Origin of the sequence: Stenotrophomonas sp. AS1 (genome assembly GCF_048957655.1) — a bacterium.
In the GTDB taxonomy this organism is placed as follows: domain Bacteria; phylum Pseudomonadota; class Gammaproteobacteria; order Xanthomonadales; family Xanthomonadaceae; genus Stenotrophomonas; species Stenotrophomonas bentonitica_A.
The window spans coordinates 1-24,462 of the sequence record NZ_JARVXM010000007.1 but is presented as its reverse complement, the minus strand read 5'-3'; the positions used below and the strand labels follow the sequence as shown (position 1 = coordinate 24,462).

Sequence of the window (24,462 nt, the reverse complement as noted above, 5' to 3'; positions counted from 1 at the left end):
CTGCCGCTGCGGCGATGAAACCGGCGTGCCGACCGTGGCCGGCGCGCCGCCCACTCACGGTACCGGCGGTGACTCCACCGCGCCGCCCTGCCCGCCCGAGCTCAGGCGCAGGCCGATGCTGCTGGCACGATCCGCGCCGCGCGCCTGTTCATGGCCCAGCAGCAACGACAGGCTCCAGCCACGCTGGATCGCCAGATCCACGCCGGCCTGCAGCGACAACACATCATCGTTGTAGCTGCGGAGTGCTACCTGGTAGTCCTGCGGCCGTGACCACGTCGCGTAGTTCAGCGAAGCCATCCCGCGGTCCTGCAGCGCCCGCCGGTACTCGATGCTCCAGAACGGACGCAACCGGCTTTCGGCCGATACCTGCGCACTGCCCTCCACCCCGATGGCCAGCGCGCGGTTTTCCACGGTCTGGCGGCCATAGGCGAGATCCAGCACGCCCAGGCCGTGCTCGCGGTAGGCATCCAGGGTGGTACGGCTGGCATCCCAGCGGGCGTACCCGGTCAGTCGGGTTGCCGCCAGCATCTGCTCGTAGCCCAGGCCGAGCGAACCGAACCACTGAGTGCCATCGCGCCGCGCCTGCGCCTGCGCATCGGCATCGGTGCTCCAGCGCTGCAGATCGAACTGCAGGTTGCCGGTGGCGATCATCGCGTCCACGTACAGGTGCGCGTTGCCACGCCACAGTCCGTACAGCGCCAGCGAGCGCTGGTCGGCGCGCAGGCGGGTGCGATCGTCGTCCTGGTCGCTGTCGCTGCGGCCCACGCTGCCGGCCACGCCGAGCAGCGTGCGTTCGCCGAGACGGCGGTCCACACCGACGCTCAGCCCGTCGCTGCGCAGGTCATAGCGGCCACCTGCGGTGGCCCCGCCGCGGCCGTAGCTCGCGGTACCCGCGGCCCAGGTTCCCCAGCCGGCCGGCAACCACGCCGCGCCGGTACCGAGTGCGCTGCCCAGCGGCAGCGATGCGGCGTTGGGGCCGCCACCGCCACTGGACACCGACAGCGTGTTGCTGGCGGGGTTGCCGCCGTCGCGCAGCTGGCGCAGGCGATCGCGGATGTTGCCCTGTTGCGCGGCGGCGAAACGGACGCTCGCATCCACCTGCGCCTGCAGCAGTCCGGTGACGCCCGGGTCGCGGGTCGGGTCAGGGCGCACATTGACCACCAGCCGCAGTTCCACGCGGGCGGCGGCGTAACCACCACTGGCGGCCTGCTGTGCGGTGATCACGGCGCTGCCTTCAGCGTGTACCTGGACTGTGCGGCCGTCGATGCTGGCCACCGCCGGCGCACTGCTGTGGAAGGTGAACGCACCGGGGCTGACACTGGTCGGCAGCGGCAGCTCGAAGCTGCCCTGCTCCAGCAGACGCGACATGTCTGCCGGCCAGGCCAGCTCCGGCACCGCGGCGGCGATGTCCACGTCCAGGCGCTGCTGTGCCGCGACCTGGTGGTTGGCGTCGCCGGCCTGGTCGGCGGTCAGGCTGCACCGCCCGGACGCCAGCATGACCACGCGCGGGCCGTCCACGCTGCACACCGCCGGGGTGGTGCTGGCGAAGATGATCGGCTGCCCCGAGGCGCCGCCCTGGGCGCTCAACAGGAAGCTGCCTCCCGCGCTGAACACCGGGGCGCCGGGATCGGCGACGAAGGCGCTGATGGCCTGCGCGGCCTGCGCGACCACGAAGCGGTAGCCGAGCGCGGCGGTAAAGCCATGCGCATCGCGGACCTCGACCTGCACCTCGAACGTGCCGGCCTGGATGGCGGTGCCCTCAAGCAGCCCATCAGCGGTCAACCGCACGCCCGGCGGCAGCGCGCCGGACAGCAGCCGGAACGCATACGGGGCGACGCCGCCACGCACTGGCAGGCGCGTGCTCACTGCCTGCCCCAGGGCGACCTCCGGCGGTGCAGTGTCGCCGGGGATGATCTGCGGCGCGTCCACCAGCAGCACCATGCTGCGGCGGGCCTGGAACGGGCCGTCGCCGGTGCTGCTGTCGGTAACCTCGACATCGACCGCAAAGCGGCCCGCAACCACTGGTGTGCCGATCAGTTGCCCGCCCGGCGTCAGCGCCATCCCGGCCGGCAATGCGCCCCCCACCAGCGCATAGCGGTAGGGCGCACTGCCCCCGCGGCTGAGCAGCTGCAGCGTGTAGGGGCTGCCGGCGGTGGCCGCGTCGGGCACGATGTCATCGATCGCTACACTCGGCGCGGCCACGGTGATCGTCACGGTCGCCGGTGCGGAGGTGCTGAAGGCATCGCTGGCGGTGTAGTCCACGCTGTCGGCGCCGGCATAACCGGCGTGCGGGGTGTAGCGCAGCGTGGTGCCCTGCACCTCCAGCGTGCCATGCTGCGGCGCGCGGACAACGTCGATGCGGGTGACGGCACCCTGCAGCGTCAACGGCAGCACGATGCCCGCTGCGCCGTAGGCGATGCCGATGCGGCTGTCCGCCGCGCCCAGGACCGGCAACGGAGTGACCGCCGCCGAAGGCGCCGAGGCCGCGCCTTGGCCGTGTTCGCTGCGTGCGACCACGATGAAACGATACGCGGTGCCGTTGGCCAGCCCGGTCACGGCAATCGGCGAGCCGCTGCCGGTAGCGCTGATGCCGCCCGGTTGCGCGCTCACGGTGTAGTCGAGGATCGCGCCGCTGCCGGCGCGGGCCGGCGCAATGAAATGCACCAGCACCTGGCCATCGGCGGCCACGCCACGCACATCGGCCGGCGCGCCCGGCAGCTCGACGCCGACCAGCACCGCCACCGTGCTGCCGACACCGTGCAATGCGGTCGCCGCGTCGGTGCCTTGTACATTGCGCAGGCTGCCTGCAGCGGCCTGCAGCGCCTCCACGGCGATCCCATCCTCATCGAGGTCATCGGCCTGCACGGTGTAGCCAAAGCGCAGCACGGTGCCCTGCGCATCGGCCGCCTGCGCGAGCAGCACGGCCTCGCGCTGCTGTGCGCCGATACGCAACTGCAGTACCGGTGGCACGCCGACCTGCAGCGGCTGGTCGAAGCCGACCTGGAACGCAAGCGTCTGCCCCGCCAGATAGCGGCCCGCTGCAGGCGGAGTGACCCGCAGCACGCGCGGCGCATCCAGCACGGTCAGCGCGTCCGATGGCGCCGAGGCCGCGCCGCTGCCCACGCGGTTGATGGCGGTAACGGTAAAGCGCTGCGCGACGCCGGCAGGCAGGCCACCGATGCGCAGCGGGCTGCCCGCGCCGCGCACGCTCTGCCCGCCTGGCAGCGCCTGCACCAGGTAGCCGGTGATCGGGCTGCCACCGTCGAACGCCGGGGCCACGAAACGGATCTCGGCAGTCTGGCTGGACGCCAGCACGACCTGCACGATCGCTGGCGCACCCGGTGCCACCGCCCGCACTTCGAAGCGATGCGAGACGCGTACGGCGGCACGGGTGGCGGCATCGCCGGGCTGGTCGGCATCGATGCCGCAGGTGCCGGCCGCCAGCAGGGTCAGCGTGCCGTCGGGGCCCACGCTGCACACCGCCGGTGTGGTGGCCGTCCACTGCACCGGCAACTGGCTGCTGGCGGTGGCGGTCAGCCGCGGCGACGTGCCGAGGTCCTGCGGGCCCGGATCGGCGAACTGGATCTGCTGGTCGGCCATCGGCACCACCGGTGCCGACAGCGCCGAGGCCGCGCCCGTGCCGGCCGCGTTGCGCGCGGCGACGGTGAAGCGGTACGCCGTACCGTTGCGCAGGTTGGTCAGCACCGCCGGCGATTGTGCCACCGGTACCTGCAGGCCACCGGGCTGCACGGTGACGATGTAATCCAACACCGTGCCGCCGCCGTTCTGCTGCGGCGGATCGAAGGTCACCGTCGCCGTACCGTCGTCCGCACGGACGGCGGTGATGGTCGGCGCATCAGGCGCCACGGCCCCCACGGTGATGCCAGCGGTGGAACCGACGCCGGCCAGGACCAGCACCGCATCGACGCCGTCGGCGTTGCGCAACCTGCCCCCGTTCAATCCGAGCGATTCGATCGCGATCCCGTCCAGATCCCGCTGCCCGGGCAGTACGGTGTAACGGAAATCAAGCGTGGTGCCGCCCGAGCCGGCGTCGTACTGCGCCGCCACGCGCTCGCTGCCGATCACCAGCATCAGCTGCGGCGTACCCGTCACCTGCACCGGCTGGTCGAAGACAAGCTGGAAGTCGAGCGACTGGCCGGCAACATAGCGACCCCCGGCCGGTACCTGCACCGCGCTGATCCGCGGCACGGTCGGCAGGGTGACCGGGTTGGAGGCCACCGACATCGTCCCGGGACCGCTGGCCGTGCGTGCGCGCACATGGAACGTGTAACGTCCCCCTGCCTGCAGGCGCTCCACCCGTATCGGGCTGGCGGCACCGGAAACCACCGATGCACCTGGCAGGGTGATCACCTCGTAGGCTGTGATCGCGCTGCCGCCATCACTGCCAGGCGGGTCGAAGAATACGTCCACGCTGGTGGCGCCCGCGCGTTCGGCGCGCAACATGGTGGGTGCCGACGCGGTGCCGGGCACCACCATGAAACTGCGCGCTACCGGCGTGGCTGCGGTGATGCCGGCCGTGCCGGGCTGCTCGGCGAGCACGGTACAGGTGCCGGTGCTGAGCAGGCGGACGCTGGCAGGCGCTTCGGCCTGGCACACCAACGGAGTCTGGCTGCTGTACTGCACCGGCAGCCCGCTGCTGGCCGTGGCGGTGAGCGACAACAGGGTGCCGACCGGCTGTGGGGCCGGCAACGGGAAGGTGATGGCCTGGCTGGCCTGCGGGGTGACCGTGTTGCTCGGGTCCGAGTCGACACTCACCTCGGTGCCGTTGTCGGCACGCACGCGGAACTGTACCGGCACGCCATTGGCCAGCCCGGTGACGGGGATCGGCGAGGCGCTGCCGGTGGCCTGCGCGCCGCCGCTGGAGATCACGACGTAGTGCGCGATCGGCGCCCCGCCGTTGCGGGCCGGCGCCTGGAAGCTGATGCTGGCTTCGCCGTCTGCGGCGGAGGCGACCACCCGGGTCGGCGCGTCCGGTACACCCGCCGCGACGCTGCCCGCGTAACCCGAACTGGCGCTGGCCCTGGTCGCATCGGCCACGGTGATGGTGGCACTGAAGCCACCGGCCTGTTCGGGCACCCCGTGCACGCGGCCATCGGGCTCCAGCACCAGGCCGGCAGGCAGTTGCCCTGCCGTGATCGTGAAGGCGTAGGGCGCGGTGCCGCCGCGAACCCCCAGGGTCTGGTCGACGTTGCGGCCCACGGTCATCACTGGCGGCGTGATGGCGTCCAGCGTGAGCGGCGCGGCCGAGGCGTTCTCACAGCGTACGACCGCGTTCATGAGGTAGCCGCCGCGGGTACTCACGGAAAGGTACAGGCCGTTGGCCACCAGGTATCCGGCCGGCGTACTGCCCGTATGAGGGCCTGGCGTCCCGGTGAAACTGCGATAGTCGTATGCCACCGAGGAAAAGTTCGCCGCACGCAGGATGACGCTGTCCGACTGGGTCAGGTTGATACGTGGGTCCAGCCCGCTGTCGAGGAAGGTGACGGAGACGATGTCACCCGGCAGGAATTTCGTGGGCTGCTGACTGGTCGTCATCGTGACGCCACCGCTCAACGCGTTGACCGCCGCACACCCCTGTGATTCGGCCATGGCCATGCCGCTGCCCAGCACCAGCTGCAGCACACCGGCGCCCATCCAGATGGCGGCCCGCGCCAGCCTGCCCTTCCCTGCCCCTGACAGCATCCGCACTTCCCCTTGCCCGTCCGTTCAGCGCGCGCCGCCGTGGTCCGGTCGGCAACGCCGTCGCTGTGGTGATCGTCGAGATGGGGAAACGCACACGGCCGCACACCGCGTGGCGGTGGCGACATGGCTGGATTCCCCTGGTACCGGGTGCGGTAACGGCCCGGCGCAGGGGATCTTTAGCGGTTTGTGGGCGCCATCACAGTGCAGGCCAATGCGCGATGCCCCGGCCGCTTACTCGAACGAACCCACCGAATCGTGCGACAGATTGTCGAAGCGGGTGTATTCACCGAAGAACTTGAGCTTGCACGAGCCGGTCGGGCCGCCTCGGTGCTTGCCGATGATGATCTCGGCCAGGCCCTTGTCCGGGGAGTTTTCCTTGTTGTAGTAATCGTCGCGGTAGATGAAGACGATCATGTCCGCATCCTGCTCGATAGCGCCGGATTCGCGAAGATCGGCCATCACCGGGCGCTTGTCGGTACGCGTTTCCAGCGAGCGGTTGAGCTGGGACAGGGCGATCACCGGCACGTTGAGCTCCTTGGCCAGGCCCTTCAACGAACGCGAGATTTCCGAGATTTCGGTCGCGCGGTTTTCGCTGTTGCCCGGCACGCTCATCAGCTGCAGGTAGTCGATCACGATCAGGCCCAGGTCGTGCTCGCGCTTGAGGCGGCGGCACTTGGAGCGCAGGATTTCCGGCGACACGCCCGGCGTATCGTCAATGAAGATCTTGGTTTCCTTCAGCATCCGGATCGCGCCGGTGACGCGGCTCCAGTCCTCGTCTTCCAGCTGGCCGGTACGCAGGCGCTGGGCGTTGATGCGGCCATTGGAGGAAATCAGGCGCATCGCCAGCTGCGAGGCCGACATTTCCATCGAGAACACCGCCACGCCCTTCTTGGATTTGATCGCGGCGTACTCGGCGATGTTCAGCGCGAAGGTGGTCTTGCCCATGGCCGGACGCGCGGCCAGGATGATCAGGTCGGTCGGCTGCAGGCCGGCGGTCATCGCATCGAAGTCGGCATAGCCGGTCGGCAGGCCGGTGATGTTGCCGCCGTTTTCGAAGCGGATGCGCAGCTCTTCGAAGGCATCCTTCAGCGCGCCGGGCATCGCCACGAAGTCGGTGCGGCCGCGCGCGCCCTGCTCGGCGATCGCGAACACGGACTTTTCCGCGGCCGAGAGCAGCTCGCTGCTCTCGCGCCCTTCAGGCTGGAAGCCATCGTTGACGATGTCGGTGCCGACCTGGATCAGCTGGCGCAGCACCGCCTTGTCGCGCACGATCTCCGCATAGGCGGCGATGTTGGCGGCCGACGGCGTGGTGCTGGCCAGTTCGATCAAGTAGGCGCCATCGCCGACCAGCTCCATCTTGCCCTGCGATTCGAACCACTCGCCCAGGGTCACCGCATCGAACGGGCGGTCGCGCTCGGACAGCTCGCGGATCGCGCGGTAGATCATCTGGTGATCGCGGCGGTAGAAGTCGGTTTCGGTCAGCTGGTCGTTGACTCGGTCATAGCTTTCCGGGGCCAGCATCAGCCCGCCCAGCACCGCCTGCTCGGCCTCGATCGAATGCGGCGGCACGCGCAGGGCGTCGATGCGCATTTCATCGCGATCAAAGCGGTCACCGCGGTCTTTGCGGTCGGAACGGAAACCAGAACGGGCGGACATGGGGGGGCGTACTTCCTGCAGTGTGAGGCGTGGGACATGGTAGGCACGCGGGGAGCCCCGCAGCCATGCACAAACCTGTGGATAAGCAGTGGATGAGCTGGGGATACCGGCGCCTGCCGGAACGATCGGCCGGGGCCGTCGCATTGCGTGCGACGGACGCCATTGCGACGCCCGTCCACGCCATTATCGCAGAAGCGCCACCCTCCCGCGGTGGATCAGTGCGTGTCGCCGTGGGTGCCGACCCAGGCGATGAACGTGTCCACGAAGCCCTGCAGGAAGTCCTTGGTGCCCTCGTTGCTGATCGTGCCCTGCTCGTCGATCAGCCCTTCCTTGAAGTGCAGGAAGGCCTCGGGCTGGCCCAGCACCGGCATGTCCAGGTAGGCCAGGATGTTACGCAGGTGCTGCTGGGCCAGGGCGGTGCCGATCACACCGATCGAGGCACCGATCACCGCCGCAGGCTTGCCGGCGAAGGCACTGTCGCCATACGGGCGCGAGCCGAGGTCGATGGCGTTCTTGAGCACGCCCGGCAGCGAGCGGTTGTATTCGGGGGTGACGAACAGCACCGCATCGGCGTCACGGATCTGCTGTTTGAGGCGGACGCCCTGGCTGGGGTAGTCCTTGTCGAAATCCTGGTTGTACAGCGGCAGGTCGCCGATCTCCACGTAGGAGAACGACGCCTTGCCGGCGGCCAGCTTCTCCAGCGCGCGCGCCAACGCCTGATTGTGCGAGCCCTTTCGCAGACTACCGACGAGTACCGCGATCTTGTATTCGGCCATCACGTTTGCTCCGTTGGGGGGAAAGGTCCAGCCTAGGCGGACCTACCTTCGGCAACGGTGAAGGCGACGTCAGCCACGCATGGCGCGGCGCTACGGCCGACACCACATACGGTAGAGCCACCCCATGGGTGGCTGCCTTCCGTGTCCCGACCCGCACGCGTAGCGCTATGCGCGCGTCACGTCGGCGCGTGCGCTGCGCCAATGCGCCTGCCAGGCCTGGAACATCAGCACGTTCCACAGGTGTGTGTGCCATTTGCGCTCGCCTTGCTTGAACTGCTGCCACAGCGGGGCGACCGCCTCGACATTGAACACGCCCTCCTCGGCCAGCCGCGCCGGATCCAGCAGTTCATCGGCCCAGCCGCGCAGGTCGCCCTTGAGCCACGCGCTGACCGGGGCACCAAAGCCACGTTTGGGGCGGTGCACCATGTCCTGCGGCACGTAGCGGCCCAGCACGCGCTTGAGCAGGTACTTGCTCACGCCATCGCGCTGCTTCATCGCCATCGGCAGCGACCAGGCAAACTCGGCCACGCGCCAGTCCAGCAGCGGTGCACGGGCTTCCAGGCTGACCGCCATGCTGGTGCGGTCCACTTTGCACAGCAGGTCATCGGGCAGGTAGGTGCTGAAATCAGCCAGCATCATCGCGTCGGCCGGCGAGCCGGCACCGTGCAGCGGATCGGCCAGGTCGTAGAAGCTGCCGGCCGCCTGCGCGCCACGTACCGCAGCGACCGGGTCGCGCCAGCGGGAAATCCGGTTGCGGTAGACATCGCCGATGCCGCGCGCGCCCGACTCGGCCAGCAGCGCGGCCAGCCCACCGGTGCGCGAGGCCTCGCCCTGCGTGTGTGAATGGCTGGCCATCCAGCGCCGCAGCGGCGCCGGCACCTTGCCCAGCAGCCGCCAGTTGCGCATCGCCCGCTGGTAGCGGGTGTAACCGAAGAACAGTTCGTCGCCGCCGTCACCGGACAGCGCCACCGTCACGCCCTGCCGCGCCAACCTGGCGACCAGCGCCGTGGGCACCTGCGAGGCATCGGCGAAGGGTTCATCGAACATCGCCGGCAGGCTGGGCACCACGGCCAACGCATCGGCGCCGCTGACATACAGCTCGGTGTGATCGCAGCCCAGGTGCTGGGCCAGCGCCTTGGCCAGCGGCGCCTCGTCATGGTCCGAACCGGTAAAGCCGATGCTGAAACTGTGCACCGGCTGGCTCGATTGTGCCTGCATCAACGCCGCCACCACCGACGAATCGGTACCGCCGGAGAGGAACACGCCGACCGGCACATCGGCCACCATGCGCAGCGCCACCGCGTCGCGCAGCACCGCATCCAGGCGTTCTTCGGCCTCGGCATCGTTGCCCGTGAACGGGGCGGCCAGCGCCTGCTGCATGCGCTCGCGCGCATTCCAGAACGGCTGCTGCAGCTGATCCGGACGGTGCGCGGCAGCGCCGGCGGCCACCGCCTCGGCATCCAGCCGCAGCACCCGGCCGGGCATCAGCTTGAAGCAGCGCTCGTGGATGCAGTGCGGCGCGGGAATGTAATCCAGCCGCAGCAGCAGCGTCAGCGCATCGCGGTCGACCTCGTTGTCGAAGGCCGGGTGCTGCCACAGGGCCTTGAGCTCGGAGCCGAACACCAGCGTCTCACCGGCCCAGCCGTAGTACAGCGGCTTCTTGCCGACCCGGTCGCGGGCCAGCCACAGACAGCGCTCGGCGCGGTCCCACAGCGCGATGGCGAACATGCCGTTGCTGCGCTGCAGGGTTTCCTCGAAGCCCCACTGGGTGATCGCGGCGAGCAGCACTTCGGTATCCGAATGGCCGCGGAAGGCATGCCCCAGCGCTTCCAGCTCGGCGCGCAGCTCGGCGAAGTTGTAGACCTCGCCGTTGTAGACCAGCACGTAGCGGCCATCGACCGAGGTCATCGGCTGATGGCCCAGCGGCGACAGGTCCAGGATGCTCAGCCGGCGGTGCGCCAGCGCGATGCCGGCCGAGGCATCGGCCCATACCCCGCTGTCATCCGGACCACGGTGCACCAATGCGTCGCCCATGCGCCGCGCCTGTTCTTCCAGTGCTGCCTGCTCCCTTGCCGGAGCGGGCAGCAGCATGCCTGCCAATCCACACATGTATCAATGGTCCTGCGCCAGCGCGAGGGCGGCGTTCAATACCGCATTGTCGCTTGGAAGCACGCACAATGCTGCCCCCGCCAGTGGCGTGTAGGTATCGGCCCCGCACACCCGCTGGATCGGCAGGTGCCCCAGCCCGGCCTCGACCAGGGCGGTGATCACGCCCTCCCCCACCCCGGCGCTGTGCCGGCCCTCATCGACCACCAGCACGCGCTGGGCATCGGCGGCCTGGCCGCTGATGAACCCGGCGTTGAGCGGCACCAGCCAGCGCAGGTCGACCACCCGCACCTGCCAGCCCAGCTGCTGCTCGATCGCCCGCGCCGCACGCAGGCTCATCGGCACGCCGTTGCCATAGGTGAAGATGACCAGGTCACTGGCCTCCGGCGCGTAGACCCGGCCCTCGCCGAGCACCAGTGCCTGGTCCGGTGCCGGATACGGGAACAGCCATTGGCCATCGCCCGGCGCGTGCAGGTCCTTGCTCATGTACAGCGCGATCGGCTCGAGGAACACCGCGACCCGGCCATCGACCGTCGCCAGCGCGGCCAAGGTGCGCAGCATCATCGCCGCATCGTCGCCGCGCGAGGGACAGCCGACCACCAGGCCGGGGATGTCGCGCAGCGCGGCGATGGAGTTGTCGTTGTGGAAATGCCCGCCGAAGCCCTTCTGGTAGCCGAGCCCCGCGATCCGCACCAGCATCGGGTTGCGGTACTGGTCATTGGAGAAGAACTGCAGCGAGCACGCTTCCCCCCGCAGCTGGTCGGCCGCGTTGTGGAGATAGGCCAGGTACTGGATCTCGGGAATCGGCAGCATGCCCAGGTTGGCCAGGCCCTGCGCCATGCCCAGGATCATGGTTTCATCCAGCAGGGTGTTGAACACCCGGCGCGGGCCGAACGCCTTGAGCAGGCCCTTGCTGACCGTATACACCCCGCCCTTCTGCGCGACATCCTCACCGAACAGCAGCGTGGCCGGGTACTTGGCCATCAGATCGTGCAGGGCCTGGTTGATCTGGATCGCCAGGTGGCGCGGCGGTTGTGTTTCGGGCAGCTGCGCCGCACCGCCAAACGCAGCGACGCGCGCCTCATCAGCGGCCGTGCGCGTGGCTTCTGCCTGGACGGCCGCCGGCGAGTACGGCGCCAGCGGCGCCACGACCTCGGCCAGATCGGTCAGCTTCGGCCGTCGATCCGCTTCGGCGGCCGCGGCGAAACAGCGCGCGCGCACGCGTTCGTAGAGATCGAGCACCTGCGCGGCGGTCATCCAGCCGGACTGCATCGCGATCGCCGCCGAGCGCAGCAGGGGATCGCTCGCTTCTGCCGCGCACAGCTCCGGCAACGGCCGCCATTCGATTTCGAAATCCGTACCGGCGTGGCCCATCAAACGCGTGGTGCGCAGGTGCAGGAAGGTCGGCCGCCGGGTCTGCCGGCAATGGGCCAGCGCGCGCTCCACCTGTGCATGCCCCTCCACCAGATCCAGGCCGTCAGCGTAGAAATAATCCAGGCCCGGGCGGTGCGCGAAACTCTGCGCGATCCAGCCATCCGGGGTCTTCACCGAGATGCCGATGCCGTTGTCCTCGCAGACGAACAGGATCGGTGCCGGCAGCCGCTGGTACGCCGCCCACGCGGCGGTGTTGAACGCAGTCTGCGCGGTGGCGTGGTTGGCCGAGGCATCGCCGAAGGAGCAGATCACCACGCTGTCGCCGGGGATCGGCAGCGTGTGGCCGATGCGTCGCCCACTTTCGATGGCCAGCGCCGTGCCCAGGGCCTTGGGCAGGTGCGAGGCGATGGTGGAGGTCTGCGGCAGCACCCACAGTTGTCTGCTGCCCCACACCTTGTGGCGCCCACCGCTGGCCGGATCGTCCCGGCTGGCCGCGAACGAGAGCGCCGCGTCCATCACCGGGTCCATGCCCGGCAGCTTGCGGAAGCGCTCGGCCATGAAACCGCCGGAGCAGTAATGCAGGAACGCCGGATCGGTATGCCGCGCCAACCGTGCCACCAGCGCATTGCCCTCATGGCCGGACGAACCGATCGTATAGAAGACCTTGTTCTGCACGCGCAGTACACGCGCCATGAGGTCCAGGTGGCGGCTGATCAGCTGTGATTCGAACAGTTCGGCAAAGCCCTGCGCATCCAGGGTGCTGCCGGGCAGGATCGGCGCGTCGGGTGCCGGCGTCGGCGCGGGATCGCCGCGCCACTGCTGCACGAAATCAATGAAGTTGGCGTCGCAGATTTCGGCCCGGTTGAGGCCCTTCATGCGCGCGGGAATCGGATCGGGAACCACGGCAAACATGCATCAGCCTCCGTGACGTGTTGCATAGGCGGACAACCGGATGGGGCGGCCTGCCCACGATGCCGAGTCTGGCCTCACCCCATCGCATTTGCCAAGCGCGGGTGCAGCATCACCGCTGCGTGGCCCGACGCTGCTGCCACTGCTGCCGTGACTGGCCCCAGATCTCGATCGGCTTGCCGGCGTGCGGCGGCGGCAGCTCGCCCATGCGCAGCAGCGAGCTGCCGAGCTTGCGCGCGACCACCTTGGAGTTTTCGTTGGCCGCATCGATGGTGTGGATGATCTCTTCCCAGCCGAGCGTGTCGAACGCCCAGTCCATGCTGGCCACCGCCGCTTCGGGCGCATAGCCCTTGCCCCAGCTCTCGCGGCGGATGCTCCAGCCGACCTCGGTGCCCGGCCAGTCCAGCGGTTGCCACGGGCCCATGCGGCCAACCCACTCACCGCTGCTTTTTTCGATCACCGAGAACATCGAAAACCCATACAGGTGCCAGCTGCCCACCAGGCAGCTGAAACTGCGCCATGCCTGGGAGGGGGCCTGCACGCCACCCAGGTGCTGCATCACCTCCGGGTCCGAGCAGAAGCGCAGGAAATCATCGAAATCCTCGGCGCGCGGCGGGCGCAGGATCAGGCGCTCGGTCTCCAGCTGGAGGTCGAAAATGCTCATGGCGTCCTCGTCTGTTGCGTGTGTACCGCCATGATCGCAGACGCAGCCACCGGCATGCCGTGCCCCGTTCCCCACAACGCAACACGCCGGCAGTTGCCGGCGTGTTGGTGGTGCGTTCGAACGGCTGCGCTTTACTGGTTGTTCGCGCCCAGCGCGGCGGTCTGGGTGACCAGCTGACCGTCGATCACCGGCAGGCGATCGCTGCTCGGCTTGTTGTCCATCTTCACGGTCTTTTCGGCGCCGTCGTAACGGTAGGTCACGTTGTAGCCGGTGACCGCATTGGTGGTGCCCATCGGGATGCGATTGCCCGGCTTGCTGGCCATGCGCATGGTGCCGGTGGTGCCATCCTCATTGCGGTAGGTGACGTTGTAGCCGGTCACCCGGGTCGACTCGGAGGTCGCGGTTTCGGTGTGGCACTGGCGCTCGGTGCGGTTGACCACACGGCCACCCACATGGCGCTTGTCCACCTGGTTGCCGATCATGCCACCGGCAACCGCACCGGCGGCCGTGGCGGCCTTGCGGCCATTGCCACCGCCGACCTGGTTGCCCAGCAGGCCGCCGATCACGGCACCGGCGACGGTACCGCCAACGTTGCCGTCGCGTTCGGGCAGGCGTTCCTGGACCACCACGTCCTGGCAGACTTCATGCGGCGTCTGCGTGCTGGACGTCTCGCGCACCGGCTCGGTGCCGATCACGGTGGCATAGGCCTTTTCCTTCCTGGTCAGCGGATCGACCTTGACGATGTCGGCGTATTCCAGCTTGCCGGCCTTGTCTTCAATGGCCAGCTGGTCGGTGCGCGCGCCATCGTCGGCGAGTGGCGTGGTGTCCAGGGTGGGCCGGGTCTGAGCAGCGGTCACCGCATCGGGCGAGGCACTGCCGCCCTTCATGAAGGCAGCAGTGGCGATCCCGCCGACCAGCAGCGCACCTGCAGCGACCAAAGCAGTAGTAGTTGTACTTTTCATAACCGGCTCCCTGCGGACGATCCGCAACGTTCTTGAGTGAATTCCAGCACGGCCAGCCTGAACGGAATCTCGACGGATCGTGAACATCCTCCCGCCCATTCAGGTTCGGTGAGCCCCAGGCTCGTGATAGCGTTTACAGCATCTGCCCAGGAGTGCCCCATGTCCAATCCCATACTGTTGCCGGTGCTGGAATGGGCGCGTCGGCTGCGCTACCCCACCCTGTTCAAGATCACGGCCGCGCTGTTCGCGGTGACCCTGGTGATCCCCGACCCGCTGCCGTTCGTGGATGAAATCCTGTTCGGCCTGGGCACGCTGCTGCTGGCCAACTGGAAACGACGCGGCGACTCGACGCCACCGCCATTGCCGAGCAAGCGCCGCGCGTGAGGTTGGTCGACAGTCATTGCCACTTGGATGCGGGGGAGTTCGATGCCGATCGGCCTGAGGTGATCGCACGCGCCCGCACGGCGGGTGTTTTCGCGCAAGTGGTGCCGGCCGTCACCGCCGCCAGCTGGCCCGGGCTGCGGGAGGCCTGCAGGCTGGCCGACGGATTGCACCCGGCATACGGACTGCACCCGATGTTCCTGGATCAGCACCGCCCCGAGCACCTGGACGAACTACGCGCTTGGCTGGAGCGCGAGCGCCCCTGCGCGGTTGGCGAGTGCGGGCTGGATTTCTTCGTCGAAGGGCTGGACCCGGACACCCAGCAGCATTACTTCCTCGGCCAGTTGAGGCTGGCGCGCGAATTCGACCTGCCGGTGATCGTGCATGCGCGCCGCGCGGTGGATGCGGTGATCGCGGCGATCAAGCAGATCGGGGGCCTGCGCGGCGTGGTGCACAGCTTTTCCGGCAGCCCCGAGCAGGCGCGGCAACTGCACCAGCTCGGCTTCCTGATCGGGCTGGGCGGCCCGCTGACCTATGACCGCGCCCAGCGCCTGCACCGCCTGGTGGCCAACATGCCCCTGGAGCAGCTGCTGCTGGAGACCGACGCACCGGACCAGCCGGATGCAGGCATCCGCGGCGAGCGCAATGAGCCGGCGCGGTTGCCGGTGATCCTGGAGGCGGTGGCGCGGCTGCGCGGGGAGCCGGCCGCGGCGATTGCCGCGCAGACCACGGCCAATGCCGAGGCATTGTTCGGCCTGTGAGTGGACCGGTCCGCCCGGATCAAGCCTCGACGGCCGCTGCACCCTTCTTCGGCTTCATCAACATCTCCAGCGCCTTGCCCACCGCCGCAAACGCGAACGCACCGGTGATGTGGGTGGCCGCGCCCAGGCCCGCGCCGCAGTCCAGCTTCAGCGCCGCGTCCGCGCCGAGGTTCGGACGGATGCCACAGACGCTGCCGTCAGCCTGCGGGTACTTCACGTTCTCCAGCGAGTACACCGCCGGCACGCCGAAGTAGCGCGAGGCGTTCTTGGGGAAGTTGAAATCACTGCGCAACTTCTTGCGGATCAGCGCCATCATCGCGTCGTGCTCGGTGCGCGACACGTCCCGGATCCGCACCAGGGTGGGATCGGTACGGCCGCCGGCAGCGCCCACGGTCAGGATCGGCAGCTTGCGGCGGCGGCACCAGGCAATGGTCTCGACCTTGACCCGGAAGCTGTCGCACGCATCGATCACCAGATCGAAATCGCGGTCCAGCAGCTCGACCATGTTGGACACGGTCAGGAACGAGGCGATCGCATCGACGCTGATGTCCGGGTTGATCGCGCGGCAGCGCTCGGCCATCGCCTCGGCCTTGTTGCGGCCGTACTGGCCGGCCAGCGCGGGCAGCTGGCGGTTGGTGTTGGAGACACAGATGTCGTCGGCATCGATCAGGGTCAGATGCCCGACCGCCGTGCGCGCCAGCGCTTCCACCACCCACGAGCCAACCCCGCCCATGCCCACCACCGCCACCCGGCGGGTGGCGAGCAGATCCACGGTGCCTACCCCATACAACCGGTCGATGCCGGCAAATCGTTCGCGCAGTACGTCGTTCATGCGGACATTTTAATGCGCGCAGGCCAGCGCCGGTACGCGCCGTGGACAGGACGCGTCGTACCATCGCCGCAGCCATCCCTCAAGGAAGCCTTCACCATGAACGACCCCGTGACGCCATCCCGCCGCCCCTCCGCCGCCTATCGCTACCTGTTCGTCGGCCTGCTCGGGCTGGTGATCGGCCTGATCGCCACGGTGATGGTCTCGCGCGCCATCCAGGCCCGCCAGGACCCCTTCCCGGATGCGCTGATGCACGTGATGAACCGCCAGGTGGAGCTGCTGCAGGCGGCGCAGGCGCAGAACCGCTGCAGCCTGGCCGATACCGTGCCGCGGCTGCAGACCCTGCGCTCGCTGTCCAATGATCTGGACCTGGCCTTTCCCGGCCTGAAGGACAGCCAGGGCTTCCAGCAGCACGCCAGCGCCCTGCGCGCCACGCTCAACGAGGCATTGGCCGCGCCGCCGACCGACTGCCCGGGTATGGCCACGCTGGTGGAAAAGATCCAGACCGACTGCAAGGCCTGCCACCAGGATTTCCGCTGATTCATCTTCCAGCCACGCTGGCAGCCCGGGATTGGCACGCTGTTCACGCAGCACAGGAAACGATCTGCCCCATGCGCACCAGACGCATTCGACCACCCCTCTGGCCAGGAGATACACCATGAAGATTCAACTGATCGCCGCCGCTGCTGTTGCCACCGTCGCCCTGGCTGGCTGTGCCACCACCTCGCCGGGCTACGGCAGCAGTGTCTACAACAACGGCTACGGCAATTCCGGCGGCAACTACAACACCAACCGCTGCGCTGACTGCGGCATCGTGACCCGCATCAACCAGGTCGCTTCGGGCCGCAGCGCGCCGAGCGCGACCGGCGCGGTCCTGGGTGGCATCGTCGGCGCGGTCGCCGGCCATGAAATCTCCGACCACACCGGTGGCAGCCGTGGCAACAAGAACATCGCCGCCGCCGCAGGCGCGGTGGGTGGTGCACTGGCCGGCAACCAGATCCAGAAGAACGTGACCAGCGATACCTTCGACATCACGGTACGCATGGATGACGGTCGCACGGTCGTGGTCAACCAGCGCGATCTGGGCGGGATCCGCGAGAACACCTATGTCCGCGTGGTCAACGGCAAGGTGATCCTGCGCTGATCTGCCCCGCACACGGCGTGCAATGAAAAGGGCCCGCTTGCGCGGGCCCTTTTCATGTCTCAACCAGGCAGGACCCGGCGTGCGCTCAGAGCGGCTTGACCTTGTCGGCCTGCAGGCCCTTCTGGCCAGTCACCACTTCGAACTCGACCGCTTGACCTTCCTTCAGGCTCTTGAAGCCCTGGGATTCGATCGCACGGAAGTGCACGAATACATCTTCGCCGCTCTCACGGCTGATGAACCCGAAACCCTTCGCGTCGTTGAACCACTTGACGGTGCCCTTCTCAGCCATCTCAGCTACTCCCTAACTGTCTTGTTGTTGGATACACCCGTACAGGCGGCTGACAGCAAGGGGGAAGCGAGGTGCAACGATGCAGCGGATCCGGAAGATCTACCATCATCAGGCCACGATCCACGGTGACCTTGCCAAGCTCAGCGCCTGCAACTTAACCCGAGCAAAACGAAAAAGCAACTAGCCAAAAGCTTGCGATGTCAACCCCATTTCAGGAACCATACTGGACAGCATGGACCCTTCATTCATCTTGTATCTGCTAGCCGTCCTCCTGGTGCTGGTTGGCATCGCCGGCATCATCCTCCCCGCCCTGCCCGGCATTCCGCTGGTGTTCGCCGGCCTGCTGCTGGCCGCATGGGCCGATGGCTTCGTGCATGTGGGCTGGCTGCCGCTGACGCTGCTCGGCCTGTTGACGCTGGTTTCCTTCGCCGTGGACATCCTGGCCACCGTGGTCGGCGCGCAACGCGTAGGTGCCAGCCGCAAGGCCCTGTGGGGTACGTTCCTGGGCAGCATCGCCGGCGTGTTCTTCATGCCGATCGGTCTGTTCGTCGGGCCGTTGGCCGGCGCCCTGCTGGGCGAGTACTGGCACACACGCGAGCTTGGGCGGTCCACCAAGGTGGGCCTGGCGACGTGGCTGGGCATCCTGCTCGGATTCGCCCTGAAGCTGGCGCTGGTGATCGCGATGCTGAGCCTGTTCGCCTTTGCCTGGATCTTCTGACCGCCCACGACACGCGGACGTTCACACCCCGAGCACACCACTGACCGGCATAAACCCGGTCAGATCCATGGCATCGCGTGCTGGCAGGAATGCCGGGCAGCGGCGACACTGTGCGATCAGACCCATTCATTTTTGTCACGCGGCCCTGCTCCCATGACCCTGCCCTATTCCCGCTCCGCCCTGTTCACTGCCCTGGCCTTGGCCGGCACCGCCCTGCCCGCTGCAGCACAGGAGGCGGCACCGAAGCCGGCGTCACCGGAGGCCTGCGCCCTGGTGGACACCGACGCGGCGCGTCTGGCGTGCTACGACACGCTGTTTGGTCGTACGCCGGACGTGACCTTGGCCGCCGATGCGGCGGCCACCGCCGCAAAGCAGGAACGCCGCGAAGAGCGCCAGGCCGCACGCGGGGCCGAGGCCGATGCGCCTGCGGCACAGCGGGTGAAGCAGCGTCTTGGCGAAGTGTTCAAGAACGACGGCCATCAGGACGCCCTGGCCAACGCCGGCAAGGGCTCGCTGCTGGACAGCCGCTGGGAACTGGCCCAGGACTCCAAGCTGGGCGCCTTCCAGCTGCGCGCCTACAAGCCGGTCTACCTGCTGCCCGCCTTCTGGACCAGCGACAAGAACCAGATGCCGCAGTCGCCCAACCCGGTCAATACGGTCACCACCTCGCAGCAGCTGGACAGCGCGGAACTGAAGTTCCAGCTCAGCTTCAAGACCAAGGTCGTGGAGAACCTGTTCGGCGACAACGGCGACATCTGGGCCGGCTACACGCAGAGCTCGCGCTGGCAGGCCTACAACGCCGACAACTCGCGTCCGTTCCGTGAGACCAATTACGAGCCGGAAGTGATGCTGATGTTCCGCAACGGCTACTCGATCGGCGGCTGGCGCGGGCGCATGAGCGGAATCAGTGTCAACCACATGTCCAACGGCCGCGCCGATCCCCTGTCGCGCAGCTGGAACCGGGTGATCGCCACCGTCGGCCTGGACCGCGAGAACTGGGCGCTGGTCCTGCGCCCGTGGTATCGCATCCCGGAAGACCGCAAGGACGACAACAACCCGGACATCTCCGATTACATGGGCCGCGGCGACGCCACCCTGACCTGGAACAAGAACGGTCACGAGGTCTCGCTGATGGCGCGGCACTCGCTGCGTGGCGGTGATCGCTCGCACGGTGCGCTGCAGCTTGATTACGGCTTCCCGATCAGCAACCTGCTGCGCGGTCACGTGCAGATCTTCGATGGCTACGGCGAGAGCATGATCGACTACAACCACAAGGCCACGTATGTGGGCCTGGGTGTGTCGCTGCTGGAGTGGTATTGATGGCGGTGACGATCTGGCACAACCCGCGCTGCAGCAATTCACGCGGGGCGCTGGAACTGCTGCGTGAGCACGGCATTGAGCCGGTGGTGATCCAATACCTTAAGACGCCGCCGGACCGCCCGACGCTGGCTGCGTTGATCACGCGCATGGGCATCGCCCCGCGGGCGTTGCTGCGCAGCAAGGAGCCGGCCTACGCTTCGCTCGGGCTGGACGACGAGGCGTTGTCCGATGCCGCGCTGATCGACGCGATGGTCGCCCACCCGGAGCTGATCAACCGCCCGATCGTGGAGACTCCGCGCGGGGCACGTCTGTGCCGGCCACCGGAGACGGTGCTGGAGATCCTGCCTGCGTAAGACTGCGCCTCAGCTGCCTCCACAGCGGCTGGTACACCGGTTGTTATCCTCGCCGCAGGTCAGTGCGGGCAGCCGGTTGCGGCAACAGCACTGCCGGTCAGCTTTGCAGGCAGGCGGTCAGCGCTCCACCATCGTCCCGCCACAGTCAAGTGCACAGAGCTCCCAGCGCTCCCTGCATGGCGAGGTGTTGGCCGTGGGAGTGATGCAGCTCGTGCCGCCATTGGCGGTTTCGCAGCGGTGCCGGTCGCTCTCGCTGGTATACGCCGAACAGCGGCTCGCCAGCCGCTGCTGGCTGAAGGCACACGAATCGCCCTCCGAACGCGCCACCGCCTCTGCCTGCCAGGTGCACTGATCCCGCCGCGCATCGCAGGTCTGCATGCACTGCTGTCCCGTAGCGCTGATCGGGCGCTGGATCTCGTAGCCCGCGCACCCGGCCAGCCCCGCCATCACCAGCAACGGCAACAGCCACAGCACGCTCCCTTTTACGCCCATCGCGATCATCCTTGAACGGCACACGCCCGACTTTAGCAGCACTTCTTTCCGACCTGCCATCGACCTCAGCGCCAGTCGGTGATGCCCTCGCGCCGGTAGACCTCGGCGAACGCCGGCCGTGCTTTCAGACGATCGGCGTAGGCCTTCAACGCCGGCCAGGTGTCACTCGGCGTGGGCATGTTGCGCGACCAACGCATCAGCATCACCAGCATGAAATCGACGACGCTCAACGCGTCGCCCAGCACATACGGCCCGCGCGTGGACAGATGCTCGGCCAGGTGCTGCCACGCGCCTTCCAGCCGCTCGCGCGCCCGCTGGCGGGTCGCCTCCGCATGCTCGGGGCCGGCCATTTCCTGCGGGTAGAACCATGCCCGGTACGCCGGCTGCACGGTGTTGGCACACCAGAACATCCAGCGGTAGGCCTCGGCGCGATCGGCAGTCCCCGGGGCTGGCAGCAGGGCCGCTTCCGGATGGCGGTCGGCCAGGTGCAGCGCGATCGCTGCCGCTTCGGTCAATACCTGCCCGTCCAGCACCAGCGTCGGCACCAGGCCCGCGGGATTCAACGCGAGATACGCGGCATCCTTGTGCTCGCGCTTGTCGAAATCCAACAGCACCAGATCGTGCTCGATCTGCAGTTCCAGCAACAGCCAATGGACGACCAGGGCGGCGGTACTCGGCGATCCATACAACGTGGTGCGCATGCGTGGGTGCCTCTCAGGGGAAGGCCCGCATTATGCGGGCGGCACGCGCAGGGGTGGGCAACGAAAAACGGCGCCCTCGGGCGCCGTTTTCGTTTCAGCAGCGTATCGACCCGTGGCCGATACCTGCCGTATTGCCGCGACCGGAAGCCTCAGGCAACCACGACCGGAATCTTGCCGATGCGGGCCTGCCATTCGCGCGGGCCGGTCTGGTGCACGGACTCGCCGGTGGAATCCACCGCCACGGTGACCGGCATGTCCTGCACGGTGAACTCGTAGATCGCTTCCATGCCCAGATCGGCGAAGCCGACCACCTTGGCTGCCTTGATCGCCTTGGACACCAGGTACGCCGAGCCGCCGACCGCCATCAGGTAGGCCGATTTGTTGTCACGGATCGCTTCGATCGCCGCCGGGCCGCGCTCGGCCTTGCCGACCATGCCCAGCAGGCCAGTCTGTTCCAGCACCTGGCGGGTGAACTTGTCCATGCGGGTGGCGGTGGTCGGGCCGGCCGGGCCCACCACTTCGTCGCGCACCGGATCGACCGGGCCGACGTAGTAGATGAAGCGGCCCTTGAGGTCGACCGGCAGCGGCTCGCCCTTGTCCAGCATTTCCACCATGCGCTTGTGCGCGGCGTCGCGGCCGGTCAGCAGCTTGCCGTTGAGCAGCAGGGTCTGGCCCGGCTTCCAGCTGGCGACGTCTTCCGGAGTGATCGTGTCCAGATCGACACGGGTGCCCTTGGAGGCGTCGTAGGTGATCTGCGGCCAGTCTTCCAGCGAGGGCGGGTCGAGCATCACCGGGCCACTGCCATCCAGGGTGAAGTGCGCATGGCGGGTGGCCGCGCAGTTCGGGATCATCGCCACCGGCAGATTGGCGGCGTGGGTCGGGAAGTCCTTGACCTTGATGTCCAGCACGGTGGTCAGGCCGCCCAGGCCCTGCGCACCGATGCCCAGCGCGTTGACCTTGTCGAACAGCTCCAGGCGCAGCTCTTCGGCGCGGTTGGAGGCGCCACGGGCCTTGAGCTCGTTGATGTCGATCGGCTCCATCAGCGATTCCTTGGCCAGCAGCATCGCCTTCTCGGCGGTGCCGCCGATGCCGATGCCGAGCATGCCCGGCGGGCACCAGCCGGCGCCCATGGTCGGCACGGTCTTGAGTACCCAGTCCACGATCGAGTCGGACGGGTTGAGCATGGCGAACTTGCTCTTGGCTTCCGAACCGCCGCCCTTGGCCGCGACGATCACCTCCACGGTGTCACCTGGCACCACCTTGACGTTGACCACGCCCGGCGTGTTGTCCTTGGTGTTGATGCGCTTGCCGGCCGGATCGGCCAGCACCGAGGCGCGCAGCTTGTTGTCCGGGTAGTTGTAGGCGCGGCGCACGCCTTCGTTGGCCATGTCCTCCACGCCCATGGTGGCGTCGTCCCAGCGCACGTTCATGCCGATTTCCAGGAACACGGTGACGATGCCGGTGTCCTGGCAGATCGGCCGGTGGCCTTCGGCGCACATGCGCGAATTGATCAGGATCTGGGCCATCGCCTCCTTCGCGGCCGGCGACTCTTCGCGCTCATAGGCAGCGTTGAGGCTCTTGATGTAATCGACCGGGTGGTAGTACGAGATGTACTGCAGCGCGTCGGCGATGGACTGGATGAGGTCTTCCTGCTTGATCGATGTCACGACTTGCTCGCTTGCTGGAGGCTGGCGGGGGTTGAACCGCCGATTTTAACAACTACCGCCCGGCGGCGTTGAGAATCGCTCGCGGTGGCGGGGTTTGGTGCACAGTGGGCGCCCCGCCTTGTCACAGCGGCCTGCCCGGCCGCGTCCTCCTGGCATGACCCCGACCGATACCTTCCAGACCCACCGCCCCCGCCTGTTCGCCCTGGCCTACCGCCTGCTGGGCAGCCGCAGCGACGCCGAGGACATCGTCCAGGACGCCTGGCTGCGCTGGCAGGGCGCCGACACCGGCGTGATCCGCGACCCGGAGGGCTGGCTGGTGACGGCCACCACCCGGCTCGGCCTGGACCGGCTGCGCGCCCTGCGCAGCGCGCGCGTGGAGTACGTCGGGCCGTGGCTGCCCGAGCCGCTGGAGATCGCCCTGGACCCGGACCCGCTGCAGGACCCAGCCGAGCGCCATGCCCTCGCCGACGAGGTCTCGGTGGCTTTCCTGGCGCTGCTGGAGCAGCTCAAGCCGGATGAGCGCGCCGCCTTCCTGCTCAAGGATGTGTTCGACTACGACTACCCGGACATCGCGCCCCTGCTGGAGCACTCCCCCGCCAACTGCCGGCAACTGGTGCACCGGGCGCGGCAGCGACTGCAGACGGGCGCCCCACGCTTCACGGTCTCGCCCGCCCAGCACCGCGACCTGCTGGCGCGCTTCATGGACGCCTCGCAGCAGGGTGATCTGGAAGCGATCCGCGCCCTGCTTGATGCCAATGCCGAGATGATCTCCGACGGCGGTGGCCGCGTGACCGCAGCGATCCGCCCCCTGCTCGGCGCCGAGCGCATCGCGCAGCTGTACTGGGCGATCGCGCGCCGCAACGGCCAGCATCCGGCGCAGCTCGGCCAGGTCAATGGCGAGCCGGCGATCCTGCGTTTCGCGGGCGACCAGCTGCACTCGGTGACGATGATCACGGTCGATGCCGGACGGATCGTGCGCGTGCTCAGCGTGCTCAATCCGGAAAAACTCACCGGCCTTGTCACAGCGCGCGATGCTGGCGCGTCCTCCTGATGAAGACGGCCATTGCGGCCGTCATGGAGTCCCCGATGTCCACCTCACCGCGCGTTCCATACACCCGCCTCGCCGCCGAGGCCTTCAAGGGCCTGCTCGCCACCAGCAAGGCCGTGCACGACAGTTCGATCGACCCCGTATTGATGGAACTGGTGTTCCTGCGTGTCTCGCAGATCAATGGCTGCGGCTACTGCATGGACATGCATGCCACCACCCTGCGCAAGGGCGGCATCGAACCGCGCAAGCTCGATACGCTGCCAGCCTGGCACGAGAGCCGCTTCTTCGATGCGCGCGAGCGCGCCGCGCTGGGCTGGGCCGAGGCGCTGACCCGCTTGAGCAGCGCCGCCCCGTCCGATGCCGCCTACGACGCCCTGGCACCGCATTTCGATGAGAAGGGCATCAGCGACCTGAGCATGGGCATCGCGGTGATCAACGCCTGGAACCGCCTCGGCGCCGGCCTGCTGCCGCCGCTGCCATAAGCAACGGGTAGTGCCGGCCGCTGGCCGGCTCCGCATGATCGTCATGCTGCACGGGTAGTGCCGGCCGCTGGCCGGCTCCGCATGATCGTCATGCTGCACGGGTAGTGCCGGCCGCTGGCCGGCTCCG

21 protein-coding genes are annotated in these 24,462 nt (G+C 68.1%); 9 read left to right on the top strand and 12 right to left on the bottom strand.

From position 1 onward, the window contains the following. Positions 1–54: 54 nt before the first annotated feature. The 7 genes from PV764_RS11815 to PV764_RS11785 form a co-directional block, all read right to left on the bottom strand. Positions 55–5,703, bottom strand: coding sequence for a fibronectin type III domain-containing protein (locus PV764_RS11815; protein ID WP_284129051.1), 5,649 nt, complete (start codon positions 5,701–5,703; stop codon positions 55–57). Between the two features lie 231 nt (positions 5,704–5,934). Further along, the gene (locus tag PV764_RS11810; protein WP_019185928.1) at positions 5,935–7,359 is read right to left on the bottom strand and encodes a replicative DNA helicase; all 1,425 of its coding nucleotides are present in this window, start codon (positions 7,357–7,359) and stop codon (positions 5,935–5,937) included. A 215-nt stretch (positions 7,360–7,574) separates the two neighbouring features. Then, positions 7,575–8,135 (bottom strand): NADPH-dependent FMN reductase, encoded by a 561-nt coding sequence (locus PV764_RS11805; protein WP_421116671.1) that lies wholly within the window; start codon positions 8,133–8,135, stop codon positions 7,575–7,577. Between the two features lie 165 nt (positions 8,136–8,300). Further along, positions 8,301–10,244: an asparagine synthase (glutamine-hydrolyzing) gene (asnB, locus tag PV764_RS11800; protein WP_421116670.1), complete on the bottom strand. Its 1,944-nt coding sequence runs from the start codon at positions 10,242–10,244 to the stop codon at positions 8,301–8,303. A 3-nt stretch (positions 10,245–10,247) separates the two neighbouring features. Then, entirely contained in the window at positions 10,248–12,527 is a 2,280-nt protein-coding gene (locus tag PV764_RS11795; RefSeq protein WP_421116669.1) for a thiamine pyrophosphate-dependent enzyme, read from the bottom strand. A gap of 109 nt (positions 12,528–12,636) precedes the next feature. Then, the gene (locus PV764_RS11790) at positions 12,637–13,188 is read right to left on the bottom strand and encodes a GNAT family N-acetyltransferase (RefSeq protein ID WP_046274182.1); all 552 of its coding nucleotides are present in this window, start codon (positions 13,186–13,188) and stop codon (positions 12,637–12,639) included. A 131-nt stretch (positions 13,189–13,319) separates the two neighbouring features. Further along, positions 13,320–14,150 carry a glycine zipper 2TM domain-containing protein gene (locus PV764_RS11785; protein ID WP_019185923.1) on the bottom strand — a complete coding sequence of 277 codons (831 nt, stop codon included), beginning with the start codon at positions 14,148–14,150 and terminating at the stop codon, positions 13,320–13,322. A gap of 159 nt (positions 14,151–14,309) precedes the next feature. On the opposite strand from PV764_RS11785, the gene PV764_RS11780 reads away from it, so the two are divergent. Then, positions 14,310–14,534: a DUF6116 family protein gene (locus tag PV764_RS11780; RefSeq protein WP_046274184.1), complete on the top strand. Its 225-nt coding sequence runs from the start codon at positions 14,310–14,312 to the stop codon at positions 14,532–14,534. Continuing rightward, the gene (locus PV764_RS11775) at positions 14,531–15,292 is read left to right on the top strand and encodes a TatD family hydrolase (protein ID WP_421116668.1); all 762 of its coding nucleotides are present in this window, start codon (positions 14,531–14,533) and stop codon (positions 15,290–15,292) included. Before PV764_RS11780 ends, PV764_RS11775 begins: the two co-directional genes overlap by 4 nt. 19 nt (positions 15,293–15,311) lie before the next feature. On the opposite strand, the gene PV764_RS11770 is transcribed toward PV764_RS11775, so the two are convergent. Next, a complete protein-coding gene (locus PV764_RS11770) occupies positions 15,312–16,124 on the bottom strand; it encodes a tRNA threonylcarbamoyladenosine dehydratase (protein WP_019185920.1) in 813 nt (270 codons plus the stop codon). Positions 16,125–16,220: 96 nt separating this feature from the next. Between PV764_RS11770 and PV764_RS11765 the strand changes: the two genes are divergently transcribed. Then, the gene (locus PV764_RS11765; RefSeq protein WP_019185919.1) at positions 16,221–16,661 is read left to right on the top strand and encodes a cytochrome c; all 441 of its coding nucleotides are present in this window, start codon (positions 16,221–16,223) and stop codon (positions 16,659–16,661) included. A gap of 118 nt (positions 16,662–16,779) precedes the next feature. Next, positions 16,780–17,265 carry a glycine zipper 2TM domain-containing protein gene (locus tag PV764_RS11760; protein ID WP_421116667.1) on the top strand — a complete coding sequence of 162 codons (486 nt, stop codon included), beginning with the start codon at positions 16,780–16,782 and terminating at the stop codon, positions 17,263–17,265. Positions 17,266–17,350: 85 nt separating this feature from the next. On the opposite strand, the gene PV764_RS11755 is transcribed toward PV764_RS11760, so the two are convergent. Further along, positions 17,351–17,554 (bottom strand): cold-shock protein, encoded by a 204-nt coding sequence (locus PV764_RS11755; protein WP_019185917.1) that lies wholly within the window; start codon positions 17,552–17,554, stop codon positions 17,351–17,353. A gap of 232 nt (positions 17,555–17,786) precedes the next feature. Between PV764_RS11755 and PV764_RS11750 the strand changes: the two genes are divergently transcribed. The 3 genes from PV764_RS11750 (at position 17,787) to arsC (ending at position 19,945) form a co-directional block, all read left to right on the top strand. Then, positions 17,787–18,272, top strand: coding sequence for a DUF456 domain-containing protein (locus PV764_RS11750; RefSeq protein ID WP_046274186.1), 486 nt, complete (start codon positions 17,787–17,789; stop codon positions 18,270–18,272). A 153-nt stretch (positions 18,273–18,425) separates the two neighbouring features. Continuing rightward, a complete protein-coding gene (locus tag PV764_RS11745) occupies positions 18,426–19,592 on the top strand; it encodes a phospholipase A (protein ID WP_046274187.1) in 1,167 nt (388 codons plus the stop codon). Then, positions 19,592–19,945 (top strand): arsenate reductase (glutaredoxin), encoded by a 354-nt coding sequence (gene arsC, locus PV764_RS11740; RefSeq protein WP_421116666.1) that lies wholly within the window; start codon positions 19,592–19,594, stop codon positions 19,943–19,945. The genes PV764_RS11745 and arsC overlap by 1 nt, the downstream gene beginning before the upstream one ends. Positions 19,946–20,062: 117 nt before the next feature. On the opposite strand, the gene PV764_RS11735 is transcribed toward arsC, so the two are convergent. The 3 genes from PV764_RS11735 to PV764_RS11725 form a co-directional block, all read right to left on the bottom strand. Then, positions 20,063–20,446: a hypothetical protein gene (locus PV764_RS11735; RefSeq protein ID WP_046274189.1), complete on the bottom strand. Its 384-nt coding sequence runs from the start codon at positions 20,444–20,446 to the stop codon at positions 20,063–20,065. A gap of 56 nt (positions 20,447–20,502) precedes the next feature. After that, the gene (locus PV764_RS11730) at positions 20,503–21,138 is read right to left on the bottom strand and encodes a glutathione S-transferase family protein (protein ID WP_284129045.1); all 636 of its coding nucleotides are present in this window, start codon (positions 21,136–21,138) and stop codon (positions 20,503–20,505) included. Positions 21,139–21,287: 149 nt separating this feature from the next. Continuing rightward, entirely contained in the window at positions 21,288–22,805 is a 1,518-nt protein-coding gene (locus PV764_RS11725; protein ID WP_019185911.1) for a fumarate hydratase, read from the bottom strand. Between the two features lie 154 nt (positions 22,806–22,959). On the opposite strand from PV764_RS11725, the gene PV764_RS11720 reads away from it, so the two are divergent. Both PV764_RS11720 and PV764_RS11715 read left to right on the top strand, forming a co-directional pair. Continuing rightward, positions 22,960–23,856 carry an RNA polymerase sigma-70 factor gene (locus PV764_RS11720; protein ID WP_284129044.1) on the top strand — a complete coding sequence of 299 codons (897 nt, stop codon included), beginning with the start codon at positions 22,960–22,962 and terminating at the stop codon, positions 23,854–23,856. Positions 23,857–23,891: 35 nt separating this feature from the next. Then, a complete protein-coding gene (locus tag PV764_RS11715) occupies positions 23,892–24,335 on the top strand; it encodes a carboxymuconolactone decarboxylase family protein (RefSeq protein WP_026070203.1) in 444 nt (147 codons plus the stop codon). The last annotated feature ends 127 nt before the right edge of the window (positions 24,336–24,462 follow it).